The 19043-nt window shown below is 73.7% G+C and carries 19 protein-coding genes; 12 read left to right on the plus strand and 7 right to left on the minus strand.

The window, feature by feature from the left end:
- Positions 1–200: 200 nt before the first annotated feature.
- Together ACZ67Q_RS05330 and ACZ67Q_RS05335 are read left to right on the plus strand one after the other, a co-directional pair.
- Positions 201–2270, plus strand: a complete 2070-nt coding sequence (locus tag ACZ67Q_RS05330) for a putative Ig domain-containing protein (protein ID WP_471176643.1) — start codon at positions 201–203, stop codon at positions 2268–2270.
- Positions 2271–2857: 587 nt separating this feature from the next.
- On the plus strand, positions 2858–3334 hold the full coding sequence (locus ACZ67Q_RS05335) for an ATP-binding protein (protein WP_471176645.1): 477 nt from the start codon (positions 2858–2860) through the stop codon (positions 3332–3334).
- Between the two features lie 119 nt (positions 3335–3453).
- Here ACZ67Q_RS05335 and ACZ67Q_RS05340 read toward each other — a convergent pair whose 3' ends face one another.
- From ACZ67Q_RS05340 to ACZ67Q_RS05365, 6 genes are all read right to left on the minus strand, one after another.
- Entirely contained in the window at positions 3454–3714 is a 261-nt protein-coding gene (locus ACZ67Q_RS05340) for a GlsB/YeaQ/YmgE family stress response membrane protein (RefSeq protein ID WP_471176648.1), read from the minus strand.
- A gap of 114 nt (positions 3715–3828) precedes the next feature.
- The gene (locus ACZ67Q_RS05345; protein ID WP_361637161.1) at positions 3829–4188 is read right to left on the minus strand and encodes an STAS domain-containing protein; all 360 of its coding nucleotides are present in this window, start codon (positions 4186–4188) and stop codon (positions 3829–3831) included.
- 106 nt (positions 4189–4294) lie between these two features.
- A complete protein-coding gene (locus tag ACZ67Q_RS05350) occupies positions 4295–4666 on the minus strand; it encodes an STAS domain-containing protein (protein WP_471176651.1) in 372 nt (123 codons plus the stop codon).
- Positions 4663–5760: a cobalamin B12-binding domain-containing protein gene (locus tag ACZ67Q_RS05355; protein WP_471176654.1), complete on the minus strand. Its 1098-nt coding sequence runs from the start codon at positions 5758–5760 to the stop codon at positions 4663–4665. Before ACZ67Q_RS05355 ends, ACZ67Q_RS05350 begins: the two co-directional genes overlap by 4 nt.
- Positions 5757–7430 carry a PP2C family protein-serine/threonine phosphatase gene (locus ACZ67Q_RS05360; protein WP_471176656.1) on the minus strand — a complete coding sequence of 558 codons (1674 nt, stop codon included), beginning with the start codon at positions 7428–7430 and terminating at the stop codon, positions 5757–5759. The genes ACZ67Q_RS05355 and ACZ67Q_RS05360 overlap by 4 nt, the downstream gene beginning before the upstream one ends.
- 244 nt (positions 7431–7674) lie before the next feature.
- A complete protein-coding gene (locus tag ACZ67Q_RS05365; protein WP_471176658.1) occupies positions 7675–8235 on the minus strand; it encodes a Dps family protein in 561 nt (186 codons plus the stop codon).
- A 506-nt stretch (positions 8236–8741) separates the two neighbouring features.
- Here ACZ67Q_RS05365 and ACZ67Q_RS05370 point away from each other — a divergent pair.
- The 8 genes from ACZ67Q_RS05370 to ACZ67Q_RS05405 all read left to right on the plus strand — a co-directional run bounded on the left by ACZ67Q_RS05370 (position 8742) and on the right by ACZ67Q_RS05405 (position 16391).
- Entirely contained in the window at positions 8742–9245 is a 504-nt protein-coding gene (locus tag ACZ67Q_RS05370) for an SRPBCC family protein (RefSeq protein ID WP_471176661.1), read from the plus strand.
- Positions 9238–10857 carry a phytoene desaturase family protein gene (locus ACZ67Q_RS05375; protein WP_471176663.1) on the plus strand — a complete coding sequence of 540 codons (1620 nt, stop codon included), beginning with the start codon at positions 9238–9240 and terminating at the stop codon, positions 10855–10857. Before ACZ67Q_RS05370 ends, ACZ67Q_RS05375 begins: the two co-directional genes overlap by 8 nt.
- 44 nt (positions 10858–10901) lie before the next feature.
- On the plus strand, positions 10902–11354 hold the full coding sequence (locus ACZ67Q_RS05380; RefSeq protein ID WP_471176666.1) for a hypothetical protein: 453 nt from the start codon (positions 10902–10904) through the stop codon (positions 11352–11354).
- A gap of 220 nt (positions 11355–11574) precedes the next feature.
- Complete coding sequence (locus ACZ67Q_RS05385) at positions 11575–12456, plus strand: short-chain dehydrogenase/reductase (RefSeq protein ID WP_471176669.1); 882 nt, start codon at positions 11575–11577, stop codon at positions 12454–12456.
- A gap of 30 nt (positions 12457–12486) precedes the next feature.
- Positions 12487–12723, plus strand: coding sequence for a hypervirulence associated TUDOR domain-containing protein (locus ACZ67Q_RS05390; RefSeq protein WP_471176672.1), 237 nt, complete (start codon positions 12487–12489; stop codon positions 12721–12723).
- A gap of 24 nt (positions 12724–12747) precedes the next feature.
- Entirely contained in the window at positions 12748–13224 is a 477-nt protein-coding gene (locus ACZ67Q_RS05395; protein WP_471176675.1) for an MSMEG_6728 family protein, read from the plus strand.
- A gap of 111 nt (positions 13225–13335) precedes the next feature.
- Complete coding sequence (locus ACZ67Q_RS05400; RefSeq protein WP_471176678.1) at positions 13336–14979, plus strand: SDR family oxidoreductase; 1644 nt, start codon at positions 13336–13338, stop codon at positions 14977–14979.
- 5 nt (positions 14980–14984) lie between these two features.
- The gene (locus tag ACZ67Q_RS05405) at positions 14985–16391 is read left to right on the plus strand and encodes a cryptochrome/photolyase family protein (RefSeq protein ID WP_471176681.1); all 1407 of its coding nucleotides are present in this window, start codon (positions 14985–14987) and stop codon (positions 16389–16391) included.
- Positions 16392–16503: 112 nt separating this feature from the next.
- Here ACZ67Q_RS05405 and ACZ67Q_RS05410 read toward each other — a convergent pair whose 3' ends face one another.
- Positions 16504–17541 carry a MerR family transcriptional regulator gene (locus ACZ67Q_RS05410; protein WP_471176684.1) on the minus strand — a complete coding sequence of 346 codons (1038 nt, stop codon included), beginning with the start codon at positions 17539–17541 and terminating at the stop codon, positions 16504–16506.
- 254 nt (positions 17542–17795) lie between these two features.
- Between ACZ67Q_RS05410 and ACZ67Q_RS05415 the strand changes: the two genes are divergently transcribed.
- Positions 17796–18368: a sigma-70 family RNA polymerase sigma factor gene (locus tag ACZ67Q_RS05415; protein WP_471176687.1), complete on the plus strand. Its 573-nt coding sequence runs from the start codon at positions 17796–17798 to the stop codon at positions 18366–18368.
- A 251-nt stretch (positions 18369–18619) separates the two neighbouring features.
- Positions 18620–18883 carry a WhiB family transcriptional regulator gene (locus ACZ67Q_RS05420; protein WP_471176690.1) on the plus strand — a complete coding sequence of 88 codons (264 nt, stop codon included), beginning with the start codon at positions 18620–18622 and terminating at the stop codon, positions 18881–18883.
- The last annotated feature ends 160 nt before the right edge of the window (positions 18884–19043 follow it).

The following is a 19043-nucleotide window of genomic DNA, read 5'->3' on the forward strand; positions in this document are numbered from 1 at the left end:
TGGAGGAGCAAAGAATTCCGTGCGGTACTGCCGGTCCGCGCGCTTCGGACTTATGTTCCTCCCGCACCCTGTCATGTAATTCTCAACCAGCATGCGGGGCTGAGTGTCATGCTCATGACTGCGTCGTTCTGCCGCCGCTGCGCGCGTCACGGGCCTGCCCACCCAGTGCGATCCCCACCTCACAACGGAGGCAGTACCCCATGCGTGAGTCACGCCCGAGCGGGCGCCGGCCGAGTCTGCGAAGACTCGTCGCCGTCGCTTTCCCCGCGCTCGCCCTCACCGTCACCGGACTCGTGGCGGCACCGACGGCAGGGGCGGCCCAGACCGCCGCTCCCACGCCGCACACCACCAAGGTCGCGCAGAACCACAAAGCGCTGACCGCACCCGAGCGGCAGACCTACCACTCCACCGGCAAGGCCGGCCAGAAGGTGCCCACCACGCACCTGTGCGCCACCGCCGAGCCGGGACACGCGTCGTGCTTCGCGCAGCGCCGCACCGACATCAAGCAGCGGCTCACCTCGGCCCTCGCCGCCGCGACCCCGTCGGGCCTGTCCCCGGCGAACCTGCACAGCGCCTACAACCTGCCCACCACGGGCGGTACCGGCATGACGGTCGCCATCGTCGACGCCTACAACGACCCCAACGCCGAGGCGGACCTCGCGACCTACCGCTCCACCTACGGCCTGTCCTCCTGCACCAAGGCCAACGGCTGCTTCAAGCAGGTCAGCCAGACCGGCTCCACCACGTCGCTGCCGACCAACGACACCGGCTGGGCCGGTGAAGAGGCCCTCGACCTCGACATGGTCAGCGCGGTCTGCCCGAACTGCAGCATCATCCTCGTCGAGGCCAACTCCGCGAACGACACCGACCTCGGCATCGCCGAGAACGAGGCCGTCGCGCTCGGCGCCAAGGTCGTCTCCAACAGCTGGGGCGGTTCCGAGGCCTCCTCGCAGACCACCGAGGACACCCAGTACTTCAAGCACCCCGGCGTCGCCATCACCGTCTCCTCCGGTGACTCCGCCTACGGCGCCGAATACCCGGCGACCTCCCAGTACGTGACCGCCGTCGGCGGCACCGCCCTCACCGCCGCCTCCAACTCCCGTGGCTGGAGCGAGTCGGTGTGGCACACCAGCTCCACCGAGGGCACCGGCTCCGGCTGCTCCGCCTACGACCCGAAGCCGAGCTGGCAGACCGACACCGGCTGCGCCAAGCGCATGGAGGCCGACGTCTCCGCCGTCGCCGACCCGGCCACCGGTGTCGCGGTGTACGACACCTACGGCGGCTCCGGCTGGGCGGTCTACGGCGGCACCAGCGCCTCCGCCCCGATCGTCGCCGGCGTCTACGCCCTCGCGGGCACCCCGGGCACGACCGACTACCCGGCGAAGTACCCCTACCAGCACACCGGCAACCTGTACGACGTGACCAGCGGCTCCAACGGCTCCTGCTCCACCTCGTACTTCTGCACCGCGGGCGCCGGCTACGACGGCCCGACCGGCTGGGGCACCCCGAACGGCACCGCCGCCTTCACCGCCGGCACCAGCACCGGCAACACGGTGACGGTCACCAACCCCGGCAGCCAGTCCAGCACCACCGGAGCCTCGGCGAGCTTGCAGATCCACGCCACCGACAGTGCGGGCGCCGCCCTCACCTACAGCGCCTCCGGCCTGCCGACCGGCCTGTCCATCAACAGCTCCACCGGCCTGATCTCCGGTACGGCGTCCACCGCCGGCACCTACCAGGTCACCGTCACCGCGAAGGACTCCACCGGCGCCTCCGGCTCGACGTCCTTCACCTGGACCGTGGGCTCCTCCGGCTCCACCTGCTCCTCCTCCCAGCTGCTGGCCAACCCGGGCTTCGAGTCCGGCAGCACCGGCTGGAGCTCGACCAGCGGTGTCATCACCAACGACACCGGTGAGGCCGCCCACGGCGGTTCCTACAAGGCCTGGCTCGACGGCTACGGCTCCTCGCACACCGACACCGTGTCCCAGTCGGTGACGATCCCGGCCAGCTGCAAGGCCACGCTCACCTTCTACCTGCACATCGACACCGCCGAGACCGGCAGCACCGCCTACGACAAGCTGACGGTCACCGCCGGTTCGACGACCCTGGCGACGTACTCGAACGTCAACGCCGCCTCGGGCTACGCGCAGAAGACCTTCGACCTGTCCTCGCTGGCGGGCCAGACGGTCACCCTGAAGTTCAACGGCGTGGAGGACTCCTCCCTGCAGACCAGCTTCGTCGTGGACGACACCGCCCTGACGACCAGCTGACACCCCCCGCCACCGAGCGCCGTCCCGCACGCGGAAGCTGTCCGCGTGCGGGACGCACCCGTCCAGTCACCGACTTGCCGCGGTGTGCGACCCCGCGGGAGTTGTCCTCCACGGTGAACGGCCCCGCACTGCGTTGCCCGGACACGCCGTCGCGGGCCGCCCATGCCCACGAAGCCACACCACCGGGGGCCGCGCTGTCCTCCCCGCCGAACCGGCTGTACCGGGACCCACGCAGACCGCCTCGCCCGCGGCGACGGTCAGGGCTTTGGCAGGGAAGTACCCGGCAGATGCGGCGAACGCCGCCGGCCTTGCGTGACCGCACACATCATCGCCGCCCAAGCGGACGCGAGTTCATGTGATGCTCCGTGATCGCTCCATCCGGCGGATGATCCCCCCGGTGCGACGAACGGCGCGGCGGCATCGGCCCGGCGTCCGAAGACTGTTGCCGGTCAGCAGTGGGCGTGCGCAGGCGTACCGTTGCATCCGGTTTCCGGCGTCGTCGGCAGGGCGAGCGAGCCCCGGGGCGGCCGCCGGGCATGTCCGGCCCTTCGGCGGGAAGACGTGGGCTCATGAACGGGGGAACGCGAATGGACCCGGTGGATTCAGCGCCTGGCGGTGAAGGTGTGGCCGGCCGTGAGCCGATGCAGGAGATCGTCGCGCTCGACGGAGCGGGCGAGAGCATCGCCGAGGCTCGCCGTCATGCGGCCGGCTTCCTGGCCCGGGTGCAACGGGAGTACGGGCTGCCGGTGTCGGCGCGCGCGATGGACGTGACCCGGCTGGTGGTGAGCGAGTTGGTCACCAACGCCCGCAAGTACGCCCCGGGACCGGTGCTGATGGAGCTGCGTGTCGTCGGTGGCCTCGTGGAGGTCGTCGTCTGGGACAGCGATCCGTCGCTGCCGGTGGCCCGGGCCGCCGATCCAGGACGTGTCGGACAGCACGGGCTGGAGATCGTGATGGCGGTCGTGCAGGGGTTCGAGGTGCAGCGGGAGCCGCTCGGCAAGCGCGTCACCGCCCGTATCACGCTCGCCGATCCGCCGGAGGAGCGCCTCAACGGACCTCGCTAGCGTGACCGCCTCCCGAGGCTCGGACGCGGGGACCCGGCACCGCTGTTCAGCGGGCTGTCGTGGTCCCGTGCCCGCGCCGACCCCGGCGGCCATGGGCCGACGGGGCCGGTCGCCCGGGTTCATGCATGGCGTCGGGCCCACAGCGGGGTGACGAAGGCGATCAGGACCGCCGCGACGCCGATCTGGAGGATGTGGCGGATCCAGTCGATGCCGCCCGTGTCCCGCACGCCGAAGGCGCTGGCGAGCGCGTTGCCGGCGACTCCGCCGAGGATACCGAGGATGACCGTCAGCCACAGCGGGATCGGCTGGCGGCCGGGAATGACGAGCTTGGCCAGCAGACCGATGATGAGGCCGGCGACGATGGCCCAGAGGAACGACACGTTCTTTCTCCCTCCCTGTTCACCGGTGAGGTTCACCCGTGAGTTCGTGGATCGGTGGTGCATCTCCCGAATGCCCGCACTGGCGGTCCGTACGCCTGCGCGGTTCCTTCCGCCTCAGACACCGTCCGCACGCATGGCCTGCGCACGCGAGTCGGTGACCGTGAAGTGGTCCCGGGTGCCGGTGAGGGTGAAGAGCCGCTCGACGGGCGGGCGGAAGGGGCCGAGCAGGATCAGTTCACGGCCGTCGGCCCGGTGCTGGTGCCACGCCTCGAGCAGCGCGTTGAGCAACCCGCTGTCGGCGAACGTGACCTGGGACAGGTCCACCACGGTCACCGGGCGTGCCGACTCCTCGGCCTCCGCCCAGGCGGCCTGCAGCAGGTCGTCCTCGTCGTAGTCGACCTCGCCGCGCACGCTGATCTCGAAGACTCGGTCATGGCAGGTCACCTTCACGGTCGCCCTGTTCTCCCACTGCATCCGTCGTCCTCGTGCCCCTGGTCCGCTCGCGCGACGGCGCTGATGCCGTCTGCTCCTGTGATCCTCTCCTACCCCGTCCGGGCGATGAGTTGCCTGGCGAAAGAGGTCAGGTGGCGTGGGCCCCGCCGGCGTCGTCGTCCTGGCCCGCCAGGGCGGTGAGGTGACCGAGCGTGCCGGTCTGGCGCAGCATGCGGTCCAGTACGGCGGAGCGGTCGTCGATACGGAGGACGGAACCGGCGGCGCAGACACGCCGGTGCACCATGAGCAGCGCCGACAGGCCGACGGAGTCGATCCAGGACAGCCGGGCGCAGCTCAGGCGCACCACGCGCACGTCCCCACGCCGGATCAGATGGTCGCTCACCGTGTCGACCAACTGGTCGCCGGTGTCGAGAAAGAGGTCGCCCTCCACGTCGACGGTCAGCTCGTGGGACCGGTGGGTGACGGTGAGGCGCAGGGGGGTGGGCGGCAGGTCGGTCATATGCCGTTGAGGGGGCCGGCTAGGGGGGACAGGGCGCGGGCGGCCAGGGCGGTGGTCCCGTCGTGGAGCAGGCGCAGGGCGCGGGGGAAGTCGCGCAGCCGGCCGCCGAGTACGTCGAGGGCGACGATCACGGAGTGCGGGGGAACCCGCCGTGCGTCAAGGACGTCGGCGGTCCAGGTGAGGAACGTCGTGAAGAGGTCCGCGTCGTCGACGTAGAGGGCGGTGGCCAGGAAGCCGACGATGTGTGCCAGGTCCTCCGCGGTGCGCTCGCGCTGCTCGCCGCTGTACCCGCGCAGGGCCGGGAAGCGGCCCTCCAGGTCCGCCAGCGTCTGCCTGACGAGACGGCTGCGTGACTGGACGACGAACGTGTACTCCTGGTCGGCCAGGTGCGGCAGGTCGTCCACCGCCTGGCGGACCGTCGCCGGGTCCGGCGGCGGCAGCCCCTCGTCCAGAACGGCTGCCGCGGCGCGCGCGTCCGCGGCCCAGCGGTCGGCGCCCAGCGCGCGGGCGTAGCGGCCGTCCGGTCCGAAGGCGCGACCGCCCGTCATGACCGGGACACCGACGGCCTGGCAGGCGGTGACGGCGGCGTGCGCGGTGGGCAGGTGCGTGGGCAGCGAACCGGACAGCAGCACCGCCTGCGAACCGGTGTGGTGCAGATGCGAGACCAGATGCGCGGTGGGTGTCTGCGCGCCGAGGTAGTCCACGTGCCAGCCCCGTATCCGCAGCACCTCGGCGACCAGCCGGGCCGGCAGGGCGTGCCACTCGCCGTCCACGCAGCTGACCGTGACCCGGCCCTTGGCCGCGTCCGGGCGCCCGCTCGCAGGGGGCCGGCCGTGCACCAGGGTGGTGATGACCCGTTCGCTGATGGCGGTCGCCGCGTGTTCCTGCGCCACGGTCAGGCGGTCCGCGGCCCACTCGACGCCCACCCGGTGCTGGACGGCGGCGATCACGTCGAGCAGCAGGGTCTCCTCGTCGATCCCCTCGGCCCGTGCCCGGTGGGCCAGGTCGACGGCCGCGTACTCGTCGCCGTGCGCCACGGCCTGCCACAACGCGTCCACCAGGGTGTCCAGGGCGGTCACCGGGGGAGCGCTCACCCCTTCCTCCTCGCCGGCGTCGAGCCCGTGCGGCCCTGACCGCCCACCACCGTCGGTTCCGCCGACCGCGGCGCGGTGATGGCGACGGTGGCGATGTCGTCATGACTGCCCGATCCCACCCACTGGGCGGTCAGCATCTGGATCCGCTCGACGACGGCCTCCGCCGGCATGCCCGCGCACTCGGCGAGGGCCCGCTTGAGCCGGTGGTCGCCGAACAGTTCGTCACCGAGCGGGCCGCCGCGGGCCTCACTGACCCCGTCGGTGTACAGCACGCAGGTGTCCCCGGGACGCAGGGTCACTTCGGCGCTGACGGAGGTGACCCGGGGCAGGGCCCCGATGAGTGAGCCGTGCGTGTCGGCCTCCTCGACGGTGCCGTCCCGGCGGACGATCAGCGGGGCGAGATGGCCCGCACTGGTCAGCCGCAGATCCGCCGTGCCGCCGCGGCGGCGGACCGACGCCAGCACCAGGGTGGCGAACCGGGTGTGATGGGAGGACAGCAACGCCCCGTTGAGCAGGGTCAGCATGCGTGCGTGGTCGGCGGCCAGCGGCAGCAGCGCGTGCAGCGTGTTACGGATCTTGCCGGTGAGCACGGCGGCCTCCAGGCCCTTGCCGGCCACGTCCCCGAGCACCACCAGGGTCTCCTCGGCGGGATCCGCGCCGGGATGCACGTCGTAGAAGTCGCCGCCGATCCGTTCGTTGTCGCGCGCCGGGCGGTAGGCGCCGGCGTAGTCCACGCCGTGCACGCTGCGCAGGGTCGGCGGCAACAGTTCCCGCATCAGGGTGGTGGTGATGGCGCTCTGTTCGGTGTAGAGACGCGCGGCGGACAGCGCAGCCCCGGCGCGGGCGGCGAAGAGGCGCGCGAAGAGCTCCTCGTCCTCGCTGAAGGCCCGTTCGCGGCCGGATCGCAGGAGGATCAGCGCACCGGCGGGTACGCCGTGCCCCGGCAGCGGGGTGACGATGACGGAACCGATCGGTTCGGTGAAGTCCGGCGGGTGTACCCACTCGGGCAGGACGGCCGGGTCGATCCAGCGCGCCGGGACGGGAGGGAACCCCTGGAGGGCCTCGGCGAGACCGGGCACGCAGTGCGCGTCGACCTGCGCGGTCACCTGCGTCACCGGCCCGCCGCGATGCGCGGACGTCAACGCGTGACGGTGGCCCTGGGGCGGGGCGACGAGCAGGGCGGCCTCGGCGAGATGGTCGGTGGCCATCCGCGCGGTCATCTCCATGCAGCGCGTCAGGTTCAGCGTCGACAGCAACTGGCCTGCCACATCGGACAGCAACGCGGACCGCCGCCGGGCGTCGGCCAGCGCGGTCTCGGCGATCCGCCGGTCGGTGTCGTCGACGAGCCACCACGCCACACAACCGTCGCCCGACAGGGTCGGACGGGCCTCGAAGTGGCGGTCCGCGATCGCCCCGTGCGCCGGCAGCGCGCCGACGCGGGTTCCGGTGGCGAGCCGGGTGTGCGCGTCGGCCAGCCAGGACGGTGCCGTGTCGCGCCATCGGTCACCGGCAGCGGCCCGCGGCCACAACATCCGTGCGGCGTCGTTGAGTTCCACCACACCGCCGTCCCGGTCGGTGACGATCACCGGGAACGGGGACAGGTCCCGGGCCGCGCCGCCGTGGACCACGGCGCCGGAAGGATGGGCGGGGGTGCCACTGGCATCGAACACACGCGGGGGCGCGCCGTAGGCGCACCCCACCACCTCTCTACGACAGGAAACAGATGTCCTCCGGCAACAGTCCCGCATGCTGGCTTACGACGCAAGCGCCTTGGGGACGACCCGCGCACCGACAGTCCTGTACCGACGGCCCTGAGCGGGCCGCCCGGTTCGCGCGGCCGCGAGCCGCCCCTGGCCGACGGCAGCGCCTCGAGCGGGCCTTTCGGCGCCGCCCCGCCACCGGCCTGACAGTCGGTCAGAGATCGCCGCCGCGAGCCGCGCCCTGCTCCTCCGTCCTCGCCCCGTCGGTCGCCAGCGAACCGCCCGCGCTCTCCAGATGGGCGCGCACGAACCACTGGAACTGCTCCAGGTCCCGCAGCTGCTCGATGAGCAGGTCCTCCGTGGCGGGGTCGATCTCTCCGGCCTCCTTGACCGCGGCGCGCACGCCCTCGATCACGCCCGTGTAGACGACGTCGAGCGCGCCGAGGTGGGCGAGCGCGTCGGCACGGCCGATCGAGTAGTCGTCCCACTTGCGTTCCGCGACGAGCGCGCCGGGCGTGCCCTGGGCGACGCCGCCGAGCGCCGCGATGCGCTCGGCCACGTCGTCGGCCATGTCACGCACCCGGTCGACCTGCGGGTCGACCATCTCGTGCACGGCGATGAAGTGCGGGCCGACCACGTTCCAGTGAATGTGCTTGAGGGTGAGGTGCAGGTCGTTGAGCGCGTGCAGGCGCAGGCGGAGGAGGCCGATGAGCCGCCCGGCGGCCTCGCGCTCGATGCCGGGAACCGTGTAGCGGGGGGTCAGATCCTTGGGCACGTGTAGCTCCTTCGTCGTGCGGTGTCGTGCACAAGGACCGGTACGGCCGCGCCGGACCGGTCCAAGATCGTGTTGCATTCCTCTGCCCCGTTCTTCGCGATCCATGACTCCCTCGGATGCACGGCGCCGCCGGGGTTCCGGCAGGTGCGGGCCGGCCGGGGGAGCGCGGGTCGTACGGCGAACGGCCCAAGGGAAGACCACTCGCACGGGCGACGTGTGCGCTCCGCGAACGGAGGCACACGGAAAGTGCGCGCGTGTGGCCGCCTGCATCCTCCTCCGAGCAGCCAGCGTCCCGTCCGCGCCGCGGTCCGGCGCCGACCGATCCTGCCCACGACCGGGTCGGCGCCGGACCACCAACCCCACCCTCGGCACGCTCCTCCGGCCCCCGGCCCGGCTCGAAACCTGCTCCCCCCGCTGTGACCAGGGGGCCCGGTTGGACCCGTGAGGTGGGGGCACTCGGCAGCGGCCGGTCGCCCGACCGGCCTTCCGTACCCCTGGAGGCGCACGTGGCCGTACGTCACCGTCTGATCAATGCCCGCCCCGGCGACGTGTGGGAGGTGCTGGCCGACGGCGGAGCCTATCCGCGCTGGGTGGTGGGGCCGTCCGCCGCGGAGCCCGTGCGCGGCCAGTGGCCGCACCAGGACGCCGCGATCCGCTACGAGGTGCCGCTCGGCCCGCTGCGCCTGTCCAACGAGACGATCGTGCGCCGCTGCCAGGAGGGTGCCGCGCTGGAACTGGAGGCGCACGCGGGCCCGCTGGGCACGGCGCGCATCGCGATCGAACTACGGCCGTGGGGCGAGGGGTGCCTGGTCATCGTCGACGAGCATCCCCTGCAAGGGGCGGGCGGCCTGCTGCACAACGCGGGCTTCGAGGTCCTGATCCAGCTGCGGCACCGCGCCATGCTCAACCGTCTCGCCAAGCTCTGCGAGGCCCGCGCCCGAGGCGAGGAACGCGGCGGTGCAGGCGGCCTGGCCGCGGCCTCCGCCGCGCACGGGTCGGGTCATGCCTGACGCCGTGGTCGTCGGGGCCGGGCCCAACGGGCTGGTGGCCGCCAACGTCCTGGCCGACGCCGGGTGGAACGTGCACGTGCTGGAGGCACAGCCGGAACCGGGCGGCGCCGTGCGCCACGACCGGGGCGTGGACCCGGACTTCGTGAACGATCTCTTCAGCTCCTTCTATCCGCTCGCCGCCGCGTCCCCCGTCCTGGCCGCACTGCGGCTGCAGGACCACGGACTGCGGTGGAGCCACGCCCCCAGCGTCGTCGCCCACCCCCTCACCGACGGCAGCTGCGCCCTCCTCGACCGGAACCTCGACACCACGGCGGAGTCCCTGGACACCTTCGCACCGGGCGACGGGGCCGCCTGGCGGCGGCTGCACGAGCTGTGGCAGCGTCTTCAGCCCGACCTGCTGGACACCCTGTTCACCCCCTTCCCGCCGGTGCGGGCCACGGCACGGCTCGCCGTCCGGCTCCGCGCGGCCGGCGGCCTGCGGGCGGCGCGCTCCCTGTTGCTGCCGGTGCGCCGGATGGGGGAGGAGGAGTTCCGCGGCGAGGGCGGCCGCGTCCTGCTGGCCGGCAACGCGCTGCACGCCGACCTCGCCCCCGAGTCGGCCGGCAGCGCGGGCTTCGGCTGGCTGATGGCGATGCTGGGCCAGTCCCACGGCTTTCCCGTGCCCGTCGGCGGCTCCGGCGCGCTGACCGAGGCCCTCGTCCGGCGACTGCGCTCACGCGGCGGCCAGGTGCGTTGCGGACAACGCGTCACGCGGATCGTCGTACGCGGCGGGCGGGCCGTCGGCGTACGCACCGCGGGCGGGGAGACCGTCACCGCGCGCCGGGCGGTGCTGGCGGATGTGTCGGTGCCCGCGCTGTACGGCGAGCTGGTTGCTGCCGAACATCTGCCCGCGCAGCTCATGAACGACCTGAAGCGCTTCCAGTGGGACTTCGCCACGTTCAAGGTCGACTGGGCCCTCGACGGCCCCGTCCCCTGGCAGGCGGAGCCGGCCTCGCGGGCCGGGACGGTGCACCTGGCGGACGGAGTGGACGAACTCACCCGGTTCGCCGCCCAGATCGCCATGCGGCAGGTGCCGGACCGCCCCTTCCTGCTGTTCGGCCAGATGACGACCTCGGACGCCACCCGTTCCCCGCGCGGCACCGAGTCCGCGTGGGCCTACACCCACATCCCCCACGACATCCGCGCCGACGCCGGCGACGAGGGCATCACCGGGCAGTGGAACGCCAAGGAGCAGGAGCTCATGGCCGACCGCGTGGAACGCCAGGTGGAGCGCTTCGCACCGGGCTTCCGCTCGCTGATCCGCGCCCGGCGCGTCCTGGCGCCCCCGACGCTGCAGTCGCTCGACGGCAATCTCGTAGACGGTGCCATCAACGGCGGTACCACCGCACTCCACCAGCAGCTGTTCTTCCGGCCCCTGCCCGGCACCGGACGCCCCGAGACCCCCGTCCCGGGCCTGTACCTGGCCTCCTCCGGAGCCCACCCCGGAGGGGGAGTGCACGGTGCCCCCGGCGCCAACGCCGCACGGGCCGCCCTGCGCCGCCATCGCCCGCCGGGGCGCGCCGCGCTGCAGCGGCTCCTCGCACACCGCGACCGCACCGGCGCCCCACGCTGATCATCCGCCGCCGACCCCAACGGCCCGTCCCCGTGGAGGACCCCGTGAACGAGCACCTGGACGGCCCCGCCGGCCACCACCGCCGCCCCGCCGGCCTCAGCGACAAGACCGTCGAGGCCCTCGGTGCGCTCTCCAAGGCCCTGGAGACCACCGAGCGGGCCAGGGGCCGCCTGTACGACTTCCACCAGCTGACCGGCACCGCCGACTTCCAGCTGGACCGCGCCGTGGAACTCCTGCACGAGGCGGGCCACCCGGAGTGGGCGGAGAAGGTCCGTGCGGAGATCCTGGGCCGCAACGTCATCCCCGGACACTGGACGTTCCAGATCGTCGAGGCCTACAACACCACCTACTACCGGCCTTTCCGGCAACTGGAGGAGAGCGCCGTGCAGGAACTCGCGCAGGGGCGCGACCACCTGCTGGAGGCGGAGCTGAAAGAGGACCGCCGAACGCCCGGCCACCCGCACCACACGGCACGACCGCCCGAGCCGGAGGAATGACGGGCTTCGGCGGCGTGAGACCCGGTCGGTCTTCGGTGGGGCCCCCTCGGGTCCGGCCACAGCCGTCACGGCTGCACGCGCCCGGACACCACGGCGCCGAGCGACGCCCGCGCCCATCCGGCGGCCACCGTCCAGGCACCCCGGCCGGGCCGCATCCGGTCGAGCCCGTCGTCCGGAACCAGTGGCGGAACCTGTGAACAGCCGGGAAGGAAGGCCACCGATGGACAGCAGCCCGCTCGCCGGCCGGACCGTGGTGGTGACCGGAGCCGCCCGGGGGCTCGGCGCCGCCCTGGCGCGCGAGGCGGCCCGGCGCGGTGCCCGGGTCGCCGCGCTCGGCCACGAGCGGGACGCCCTGGAGGCGCTCGCGGCGTCCCTGCCCGGCCCGGCGCTCGCCCTGGAAGCCGACGTCACCGACCCGGAGGCGCTCACGGCGGCCGCCCGTACCGTACGCGCCCGCCTCGGTCCGGCCTCGGCCGTCGTCGCGAACGCCGGAATCGCCGAGGGCGGCCCGTTCCTCGCGTCGGACCCGGTGACCTGGCGACGTGTGATCGAGGTGAACCTCGTCGGCAGCGCGCACACCGCCCGGGCCTTCCTGCCCGACCTGCTGGCCACGGCCGGCCACTACCTCCAGGTGGCGTCCCTGGCCTCGCTCGGCGCGGCCCCCCTGATGAGTGCCTACTGCGCGGCCAAGGCCGGCGCGGAGGCCTTCGCCCACAGCCTGCGCGCCGAGGTGGCCCACCATGGCATCAGCGTGGGCATCGCCTACCTCAACTGGCTCGACACCGACATGGTGCGCGACGCCGACCGGTACGCCGTACTGCGCGAGCTGCGCGCGCACATGCCGCCGCCCGCCCGCCGGGTGTACAGCGCCCAGGAGGCCGCCGTGCGGCTGACCCGGGCCGTGGAGCGCCGCCGTACCGCCGTCTACCTGCCGGGCTGGCTGCGCCTGGTGCAGCCGGTGCGTGCCGCCCTGCCGCCCGTCGTGGTGCGCGTCGCCCGCCACGAACTGCCCCGGCTGGAGGCCGAGGCGCCTTTCCACGACACCGGCCCGCTCGGCGCGGGCGGCCTGGCCGACCGGGCGGCGCACCGGCCGAGCGGCTGACCTCTGCACCACCTCGGAGAACGGAATGCCATGGCACGCGCGAAGAAGAAGTCCGACGACCGGCTCGACAAGGGCGACGAGGTCACCTGGAAGAGCCACGGCAGCAGTACGCACGGCACGGTGGAACGCGAGATCACCCGCCGGACGAAGGCCGCCGGCCGCACGGTGGACGCCTCCCCGGACGACCCGCGGTACGAGGTGCGCAGCGAGAAGTCCGGCAGAACCGCGGTGCACAAGCCGTCCGCGCTGCGCAAGAAGAAGCACTGAGACGAAAGACCGCGGACGCCGACCGTGCAGACGTTCCTGACCCGCCCCGACTTCCGGGAGTCGGCGCACGATCTCGACCGGCGCCGGCTCGGCAAACAGCGCGTCGAGGCCCTCCAGGTCCTGCGCGGCCTGACGGTGCCCGGCTACGGCTGGCGCCGCCACCCCGCCGTACGGATGTGGACCGGCTACGAGGAGGCGCTGGTGCGGTACGGCCTGGAGATCTGCCGGGTGTGGCGGGACCTGGGACACCAGGACAGCTGCGCCGCCTCCCTGGTCGCCGGTTTCGCCGCGCGGCACCCCGGCGCCCCGGTGCGCGGTCAGGAGGACCTGGCCCGGGCCGGAGAGCTGCCCCCGTGGCTGGGGGACGCCGCCTTCCACCGCAGCCACCAGTCGGCTCTGGTGCGCAAGGCCCCCGAGTTCTACGCCGCCCGCTTCCCCGGCGTACCCGACGACCTGCCGTACGTCTGGCCGGCCTCCGACCGCGAGGCACCGGCCGGCTGAGAGGGCCCCACTGTCACCCGACCGGCGCGGGCCGCGGGCGCATCCGCCCGGAAGTCAGCCAGCGTAGAGAGCGCACAGGCACCTGCGACGGCGACCGGCGAAGGCGGGCTCATGCACGACGACCACCCCACCACCACACCGAGCGGTGCGGCGAGCCGTGAACCGCTCGTCTGCCTGGTGACCGGCGCCAGCGGCTACATCGGCGGCCGGCTCGTGCCGGAACTGCTGGACGCGGGCCACCGGGTGCGCTGCCTGGTCCGCACGCCCCGCAAGCTGCGCGACCACCCCTGGGCGGACCGCGTGGAGATCGTCCCCGGCGACGTCACCGACGCCGACTCCGTGGCGCGGGCGATGGCGGGCGTGGACGTCGCCTACTACCTCGTGCACGCGCTCGGCAGCGGCCGTGACTTCGAACGGACCGACCGGGCCGCGGCCGGCGTCTTCGGCGAGCAGGCCCGCGGGGCCGGCGTGCGCCGCCTCGTGTACCTCGGCGGACTGACCCCGCAAGGCGTCCCCGTGGCACGACTTTCCCCGCACCTGCGCTCCCGGGCCGAGGTCGGCCGCATTCTCCTCGGCTCGGGTGTGCCGACCGCCGTGCTGCGCGCCGCCGTCATCATCGGGTCGGGCTCGGCCAGTTTCGAGATGCTGCGGTACCTGACAGAGCGGCTGCCGGTGATGGTCACACCGCGCTGGGTGCACACCCGCATCCAGCCCATCGCCGTACGGGACGTGCTGCGCATCCTGGTGGGCTGCGCGGGACTGCCGCAGGACGTCAGCCGCACCTTCGACATCGGCGGACCCGACGTCCTCACCTATCTGGAGATGATGCAGCGGTACGCGGCCGTGGCCGGACTGCCCCGCAGGCTCGTCGTCCCGGTGCCCGTGCTCACGCCCGGCCTGTCCAGCCACTGGGTCGGCCTGGTCACCCCCGTGCCGGCCTCCATCGCGCGTCCGCTGACGGAGTCCCTGCGCCACGAGGTGGTCTGCCGCGAGAACGACATCGAGCGGTACGTGCCCTGCCCGCCCGGGCACCCGCTGCGCTTCGACCGGGCCGTCGCCCTCGCCCTCGAAAGGGTGCGCGAGGCGCAGGTCAGCACCCGCTGGTCCTCGGCCGCGGTGCCCGGCGCGCCCAGCGACCCGCTGCCGACCGACCCGGACTGGGCCGGCGGCAGCCTGTACACCGACGTACGGGAACGCGCAGCGGACGTGGCGCCCGACGCGCTGTGGCGGGTCATCGAGGGGATCGGCGGGGAGAACGGCTGGTACTCCTTCCCGCTGGCCTGGGCGGTGCGCGGCTGGCTCGACCGGCTCGTCGGCGGTGTCGGCCTGCGCCGGGGGCGGCGGGACGCGCGGCGGCTGCGGGTGGGCGACTCGCTGGACTTCTGGCGGGTCGAGGAGATCGAACGCGGCCGGCTGCTGCGGCTGCGCGCCGAGATGCGGCTGCCCGGCCTGGCCTGGCTGGAGATGCGCGTGGACGGCGACGGCGGCGGGCCCGTCCGGTACCGGCAGCGGGCGCTGTTCCACCCCCGCGGACTGGCCGGCCATCTCTACTGGTGGAGCGTGTCGCCCTTCCACGCGGTCGTCTTCGGCGGCATGGCCCGCAACATCGTCCGCGCGGCGGGCCGCGTCCGGGACGAGCAGGCGCGGTCCTCCGGCACATCCACCGCGCCCGCTCCGGGCGCCAGGGGCGCATCCGCACCCAGCGCCCGAGCGGAAGACAGCTACGACCGTCGTCACCCACCGCGGGGGAGCTGACACCCATGCACGTCTCGGTCGTCCTGTTCACCTCCGACCTGCGCCTGCACGACCATCCGCCGCTGCGGGCGGCGCTGGAGGCCGCCGACGCGGTCGTCCCGCTCTTCGTGCGCGACCGGGCGGTGGCGGCCGCCGGGTTCGGCGCGCCCAACCGCAGCGCCTTCCTCGCCGACTGCCTGGCCGACCTGGACGCCTCCCTGCGCGAGCGCGGCGGACGGCTCGTCGTGCGCTCCGGCGACCTGGTGGAGGAGGTGTGCCGCACGGTGACCGAGGCGGACGCCGACGAGGTGCACATGGCGGCGGCGCACAGCGCCTTCGCCACCCGCCGCGAGGACCGGCTCCGCCGCGCCCTGGAGGCCTGCGGCCGCCGCCTGTTCGTGCACGACGCGGTCACCGTGGCCGTACCGCCGGGCGAGGTGACCCCGTCCTCGTCGGACCACTTCGCCGTCTTCACGCCGTATCACCGGCAGTGGGCGCAGGTGCGTCTGCGGGCCCTCGCCACCGCCCCGCGCCGGGTGCCGGTGCCCGACCAGGTGCACGGCGAGCCGCTGCCCGGCCGCGGAGAGGTGGCCGGTGTCTCGCCCGCGCTGGCGCGCGGCGGCGAGAGCGAGGGCCGCAAGCGGGTGGCCGCGTACTGGCGGCGCGGCCTGGACGCCTACGACGACACACGGGACGACCTGGCCGCCGACACCACTTCCCGGCTCTCCGCGCATCTGCACTTCGGCACCCTGTCCGCGGTGGAACTGGTCCACCGCGCCCGCCGGCGCGGCGGGCCCGGCGCCGAGGCACTGGTACGGCAGCTCGCCTGGCGCGACTTCCACCGCCAGGTGCTCGCCGCCCGCCCCGCCGCAGCCCACGCCGACTACCGCACCAAGCACGACCGCTGGCGCTCCCGGCGCACCGCGCGGGCCGACATCGAGGCATGGCAGGAGGGCCGCACCGGCTACCCGTTGATCGACGCGGCGATGCGGCAGCTGCGCCACGAGGGCTGGATGCACAACCGGGCCCGGCTGCTGACCGCGAGCTTCCTCGCCAAGACGCTGTACGTCGACTGGCGCATCGGCGCTGCCCACTTCCTGCACTGGCTGGTGGACGGCGACGTGGCCAACAACCAGCTGAACTGGCAGTGGATGGCCGGCACCGGCACCGACACCCGGCCGAACCGGGTCCTCAACCCCGTCACCCAGGCCAGGCGGTACGACCCCGACGGCACCTACGTCCGCCGCTGGGTGCCCGAACTGCGCGGCCTGGACGCCCCGGCGCTCCACGAGCCGTGGAAGCTGCCCGCTCCCGAGCGGGCGGCCCTCGACTACCCGGACCCGGTGGTGCGGTTGGCCGAGGGCCTGGAGCGGTTCCGGCGCGCCCGCGGCGGCGACCACCAGGCCACCCCGCGCCGACCGGCGGTGGGATGAGGAGCCGCCCTGACGAGCACCTGGCCCGCGCCGTGGGGCGAGCAACCGGCCTGATCAGCACCTGGCCCCTCCACCTCGGGCGGACAGCCGCGAAGACGCGCGCCCGCCGGTCTCAGCGCGCCCGCGGCGGGTGTACGCCGCTGTCGTCGGCGTACGGACGGCTCAGTGCCTCGACGGCGTCCCGCAGTCCGGAACAGCGCGGGAAGCCCGCGGACGCCCGCCGGTCCCAGCCCGGTCCGACCGGCAGCACCACGGGCCGCCTGCGCGCGCCCGCCGCCCCCCACTCCAGTCCGGCGAGATGCCGGGCCAGCGGCATGGAGGCGGTGGAGCGGGTCTGCGACCACAGGACGATCGCGGCGGCACCGGTGCGCCGCACGCAGGCCAGCAGGGCCTCCGCGGGCACCGCGGCGCCCAGCATCCGGGTCGGCACGCCGCGCTCGCCCAGTGCGGCGGTCAGCGCCTCCAGGGCCAGCGAGTGCTGTTCGCCGGGGGTACAGGCGAGCACCACGGGTGGCGCCCCGGTGCGGGGCTCGGGGCGTGGCAGGAGCAGGGGAGCGCTGCGCAGGGTGCTGGAGACGTGCCACGACAGCAGGTGTTCGACCTCCACATAGCGGTCGCCGGACGACTCCCATTTGCGGCCCACGGCCCGCAGGGTGGGCACCATCACCTCGTCCCACGCCACTGCCAGGCCGTGCTGTACGACGCTCTCCGCCAGCCGGCGTTCCAGCTCCGGCGCGTCCAGCCGCACCGCGGCACGGGCCAGGCCGCGGCACTCCTGACGCACGTCGCCGAGCGGCAGCCCGCTTCCGGCGCCGCCCGGCCGGGCGGCAGCAGGGGAGGAGGGCGGCGGTGTGGTGACCGGCGTGGGCGCGGGGTTCGGGTGCGGCGCGGCGGTCCCGGCGGACGGGGCCGCCGAAGTCACGGGGCCGTCTTCGGCGAAACGCAGCCGGGCGACCCGCGCCGCCTCGGCAGGCGGGGCGCCCGCCGCCGTCAGCCGGCACATCTCCTCCACCATCGCGATGTCCCGGGGCGCCCAGCGACGGTGCCTGCCCTGGCCCCGCACGGCAGGGCCGAGTCCGTAGCGCCGGTCCCAGGAGCGCAGGGTGGTCGGGGACACGCCGAGCCTACGGGCGAGCGCCCCCGTCGTCATGCCGGCGGCGGCGGAGGTCCGGTGCTCGGGCCCGGTCCCGTCGGGAACCGGTCCGTTGGTGGTGGTGGTGGTGGCGGGCAGGACGGACCCCTTTCGTCGGGGCTTCTTCCGAGGGCGACCCGATGCCCGGGGAGCAGGCAGGTCCCATGACTTAGTGATGCGCTATCGATGCAAGTTGTTCCCATGGTCCTCGTCGGCGCAGGGTGAGGCAAGACCCAGGGCTCCCACCCGTGGCTTCGTACAGGAGGCTCGACATGAACCCGCTCCCCTCCGCGCCCGGCTCGACCGCGCTGCTCGAAACCGGCGACCGGGACGCCGGCGACGCCTGGACGCTGCTGCACCGGCAGTGGTCGGGGCTCGTCCACGGTCTGGCCCGGCAGGCGCTCGGGGATCCCCGGGAGGCGGAGGACGTGACGCAGCAGGTGTTCACCGCGGCCTGGCGCGGGCGCGCCGGCTACGCCCCGGAGCGGGGGTCCTTCCCCGCGTGGCTGGTCGGCATCACCCGGCGCAAGGTGGCGGACGCCCTCGCCGCCCGGACCCGGCGGGCGGAACTGATCACGGCGGCGGCCCGCCGGGCTCCGGCGCCGGAGGACCGTGCCGGCGTCGACCCGGAGGCCGCACTGGATCGTCTGGTCGTCGGACGGGCTCTGGAAAGGCTCAGTGAGCCGCAGCGCCGCGTCCTGCGGCTCGCCTTCTACCAGGACCTGACCCAGACCCAGATCGCCCGCGTCACGGGATGGCCGCTGGGGACGGTCAAGAGCCACACCCGGCGCGGCCTGGACCGCTTGCGACGCAGCCTGCTGGAGCAGGGGGTGTCGGCCATCTGACCGGGTGGTGACCTTTCGATGCGCTATCGATGCAACCGAAGTCGAGTGAGTTCGGCGGTCCGGGTGCCGGATGTGCCGGTGTCCGTCGAAGTCCGCGAAAAACAAACAGTTCTATATCTGGACAAAGTCGTCAGCGGTACATAGCTTGAGTGCCACCTCTGCCGGGTGCACGACGCACGACATCCCGGACGGCCCGTTCAGCCGCGCGGCTGCCGGTTCGCCGCCGGGCGACCCGCCATGGGGAGGACCCCGTGAACTGGCTCGACCTTGCCGCCTGCCGCTTCGAGGACCCCGAACTCTTCTTTCCGCTCACCGAGGACGGGGCGTCCCTGCCCCAGATAGAACGGGCCCTGCAGATCTGCCACCGCTGTCCCGTCATCCGCGAGTGCCGCACCTCGGCGGTACGGCACGGCGAGAGCGACGGCGTGTGGGGAGGGCTGACGGCCCGTCAACGCAAGGCGCTCTCCGCGAGGACGACGGACCGGCGAGCCGGTGGCCCCGGCGCCACCGGCTGAGCCCGGCGTCCGCCGCAGCCGCCGGTCAGAGGTCGTGCCCCGGTTCGTCGGCGTGCGCCGCCACCGGGTGTCGGCGGCCCGACAATCGGTACCCGAACTCCATGGTCGACCGCGCCGTGTCGTCGACGCCGGCACCTCAGCCGCGTTCCGGTCGATCGCC

This window comes from Streptomyces sp. NPDC036813 (genome assembly GCF_055609245.1).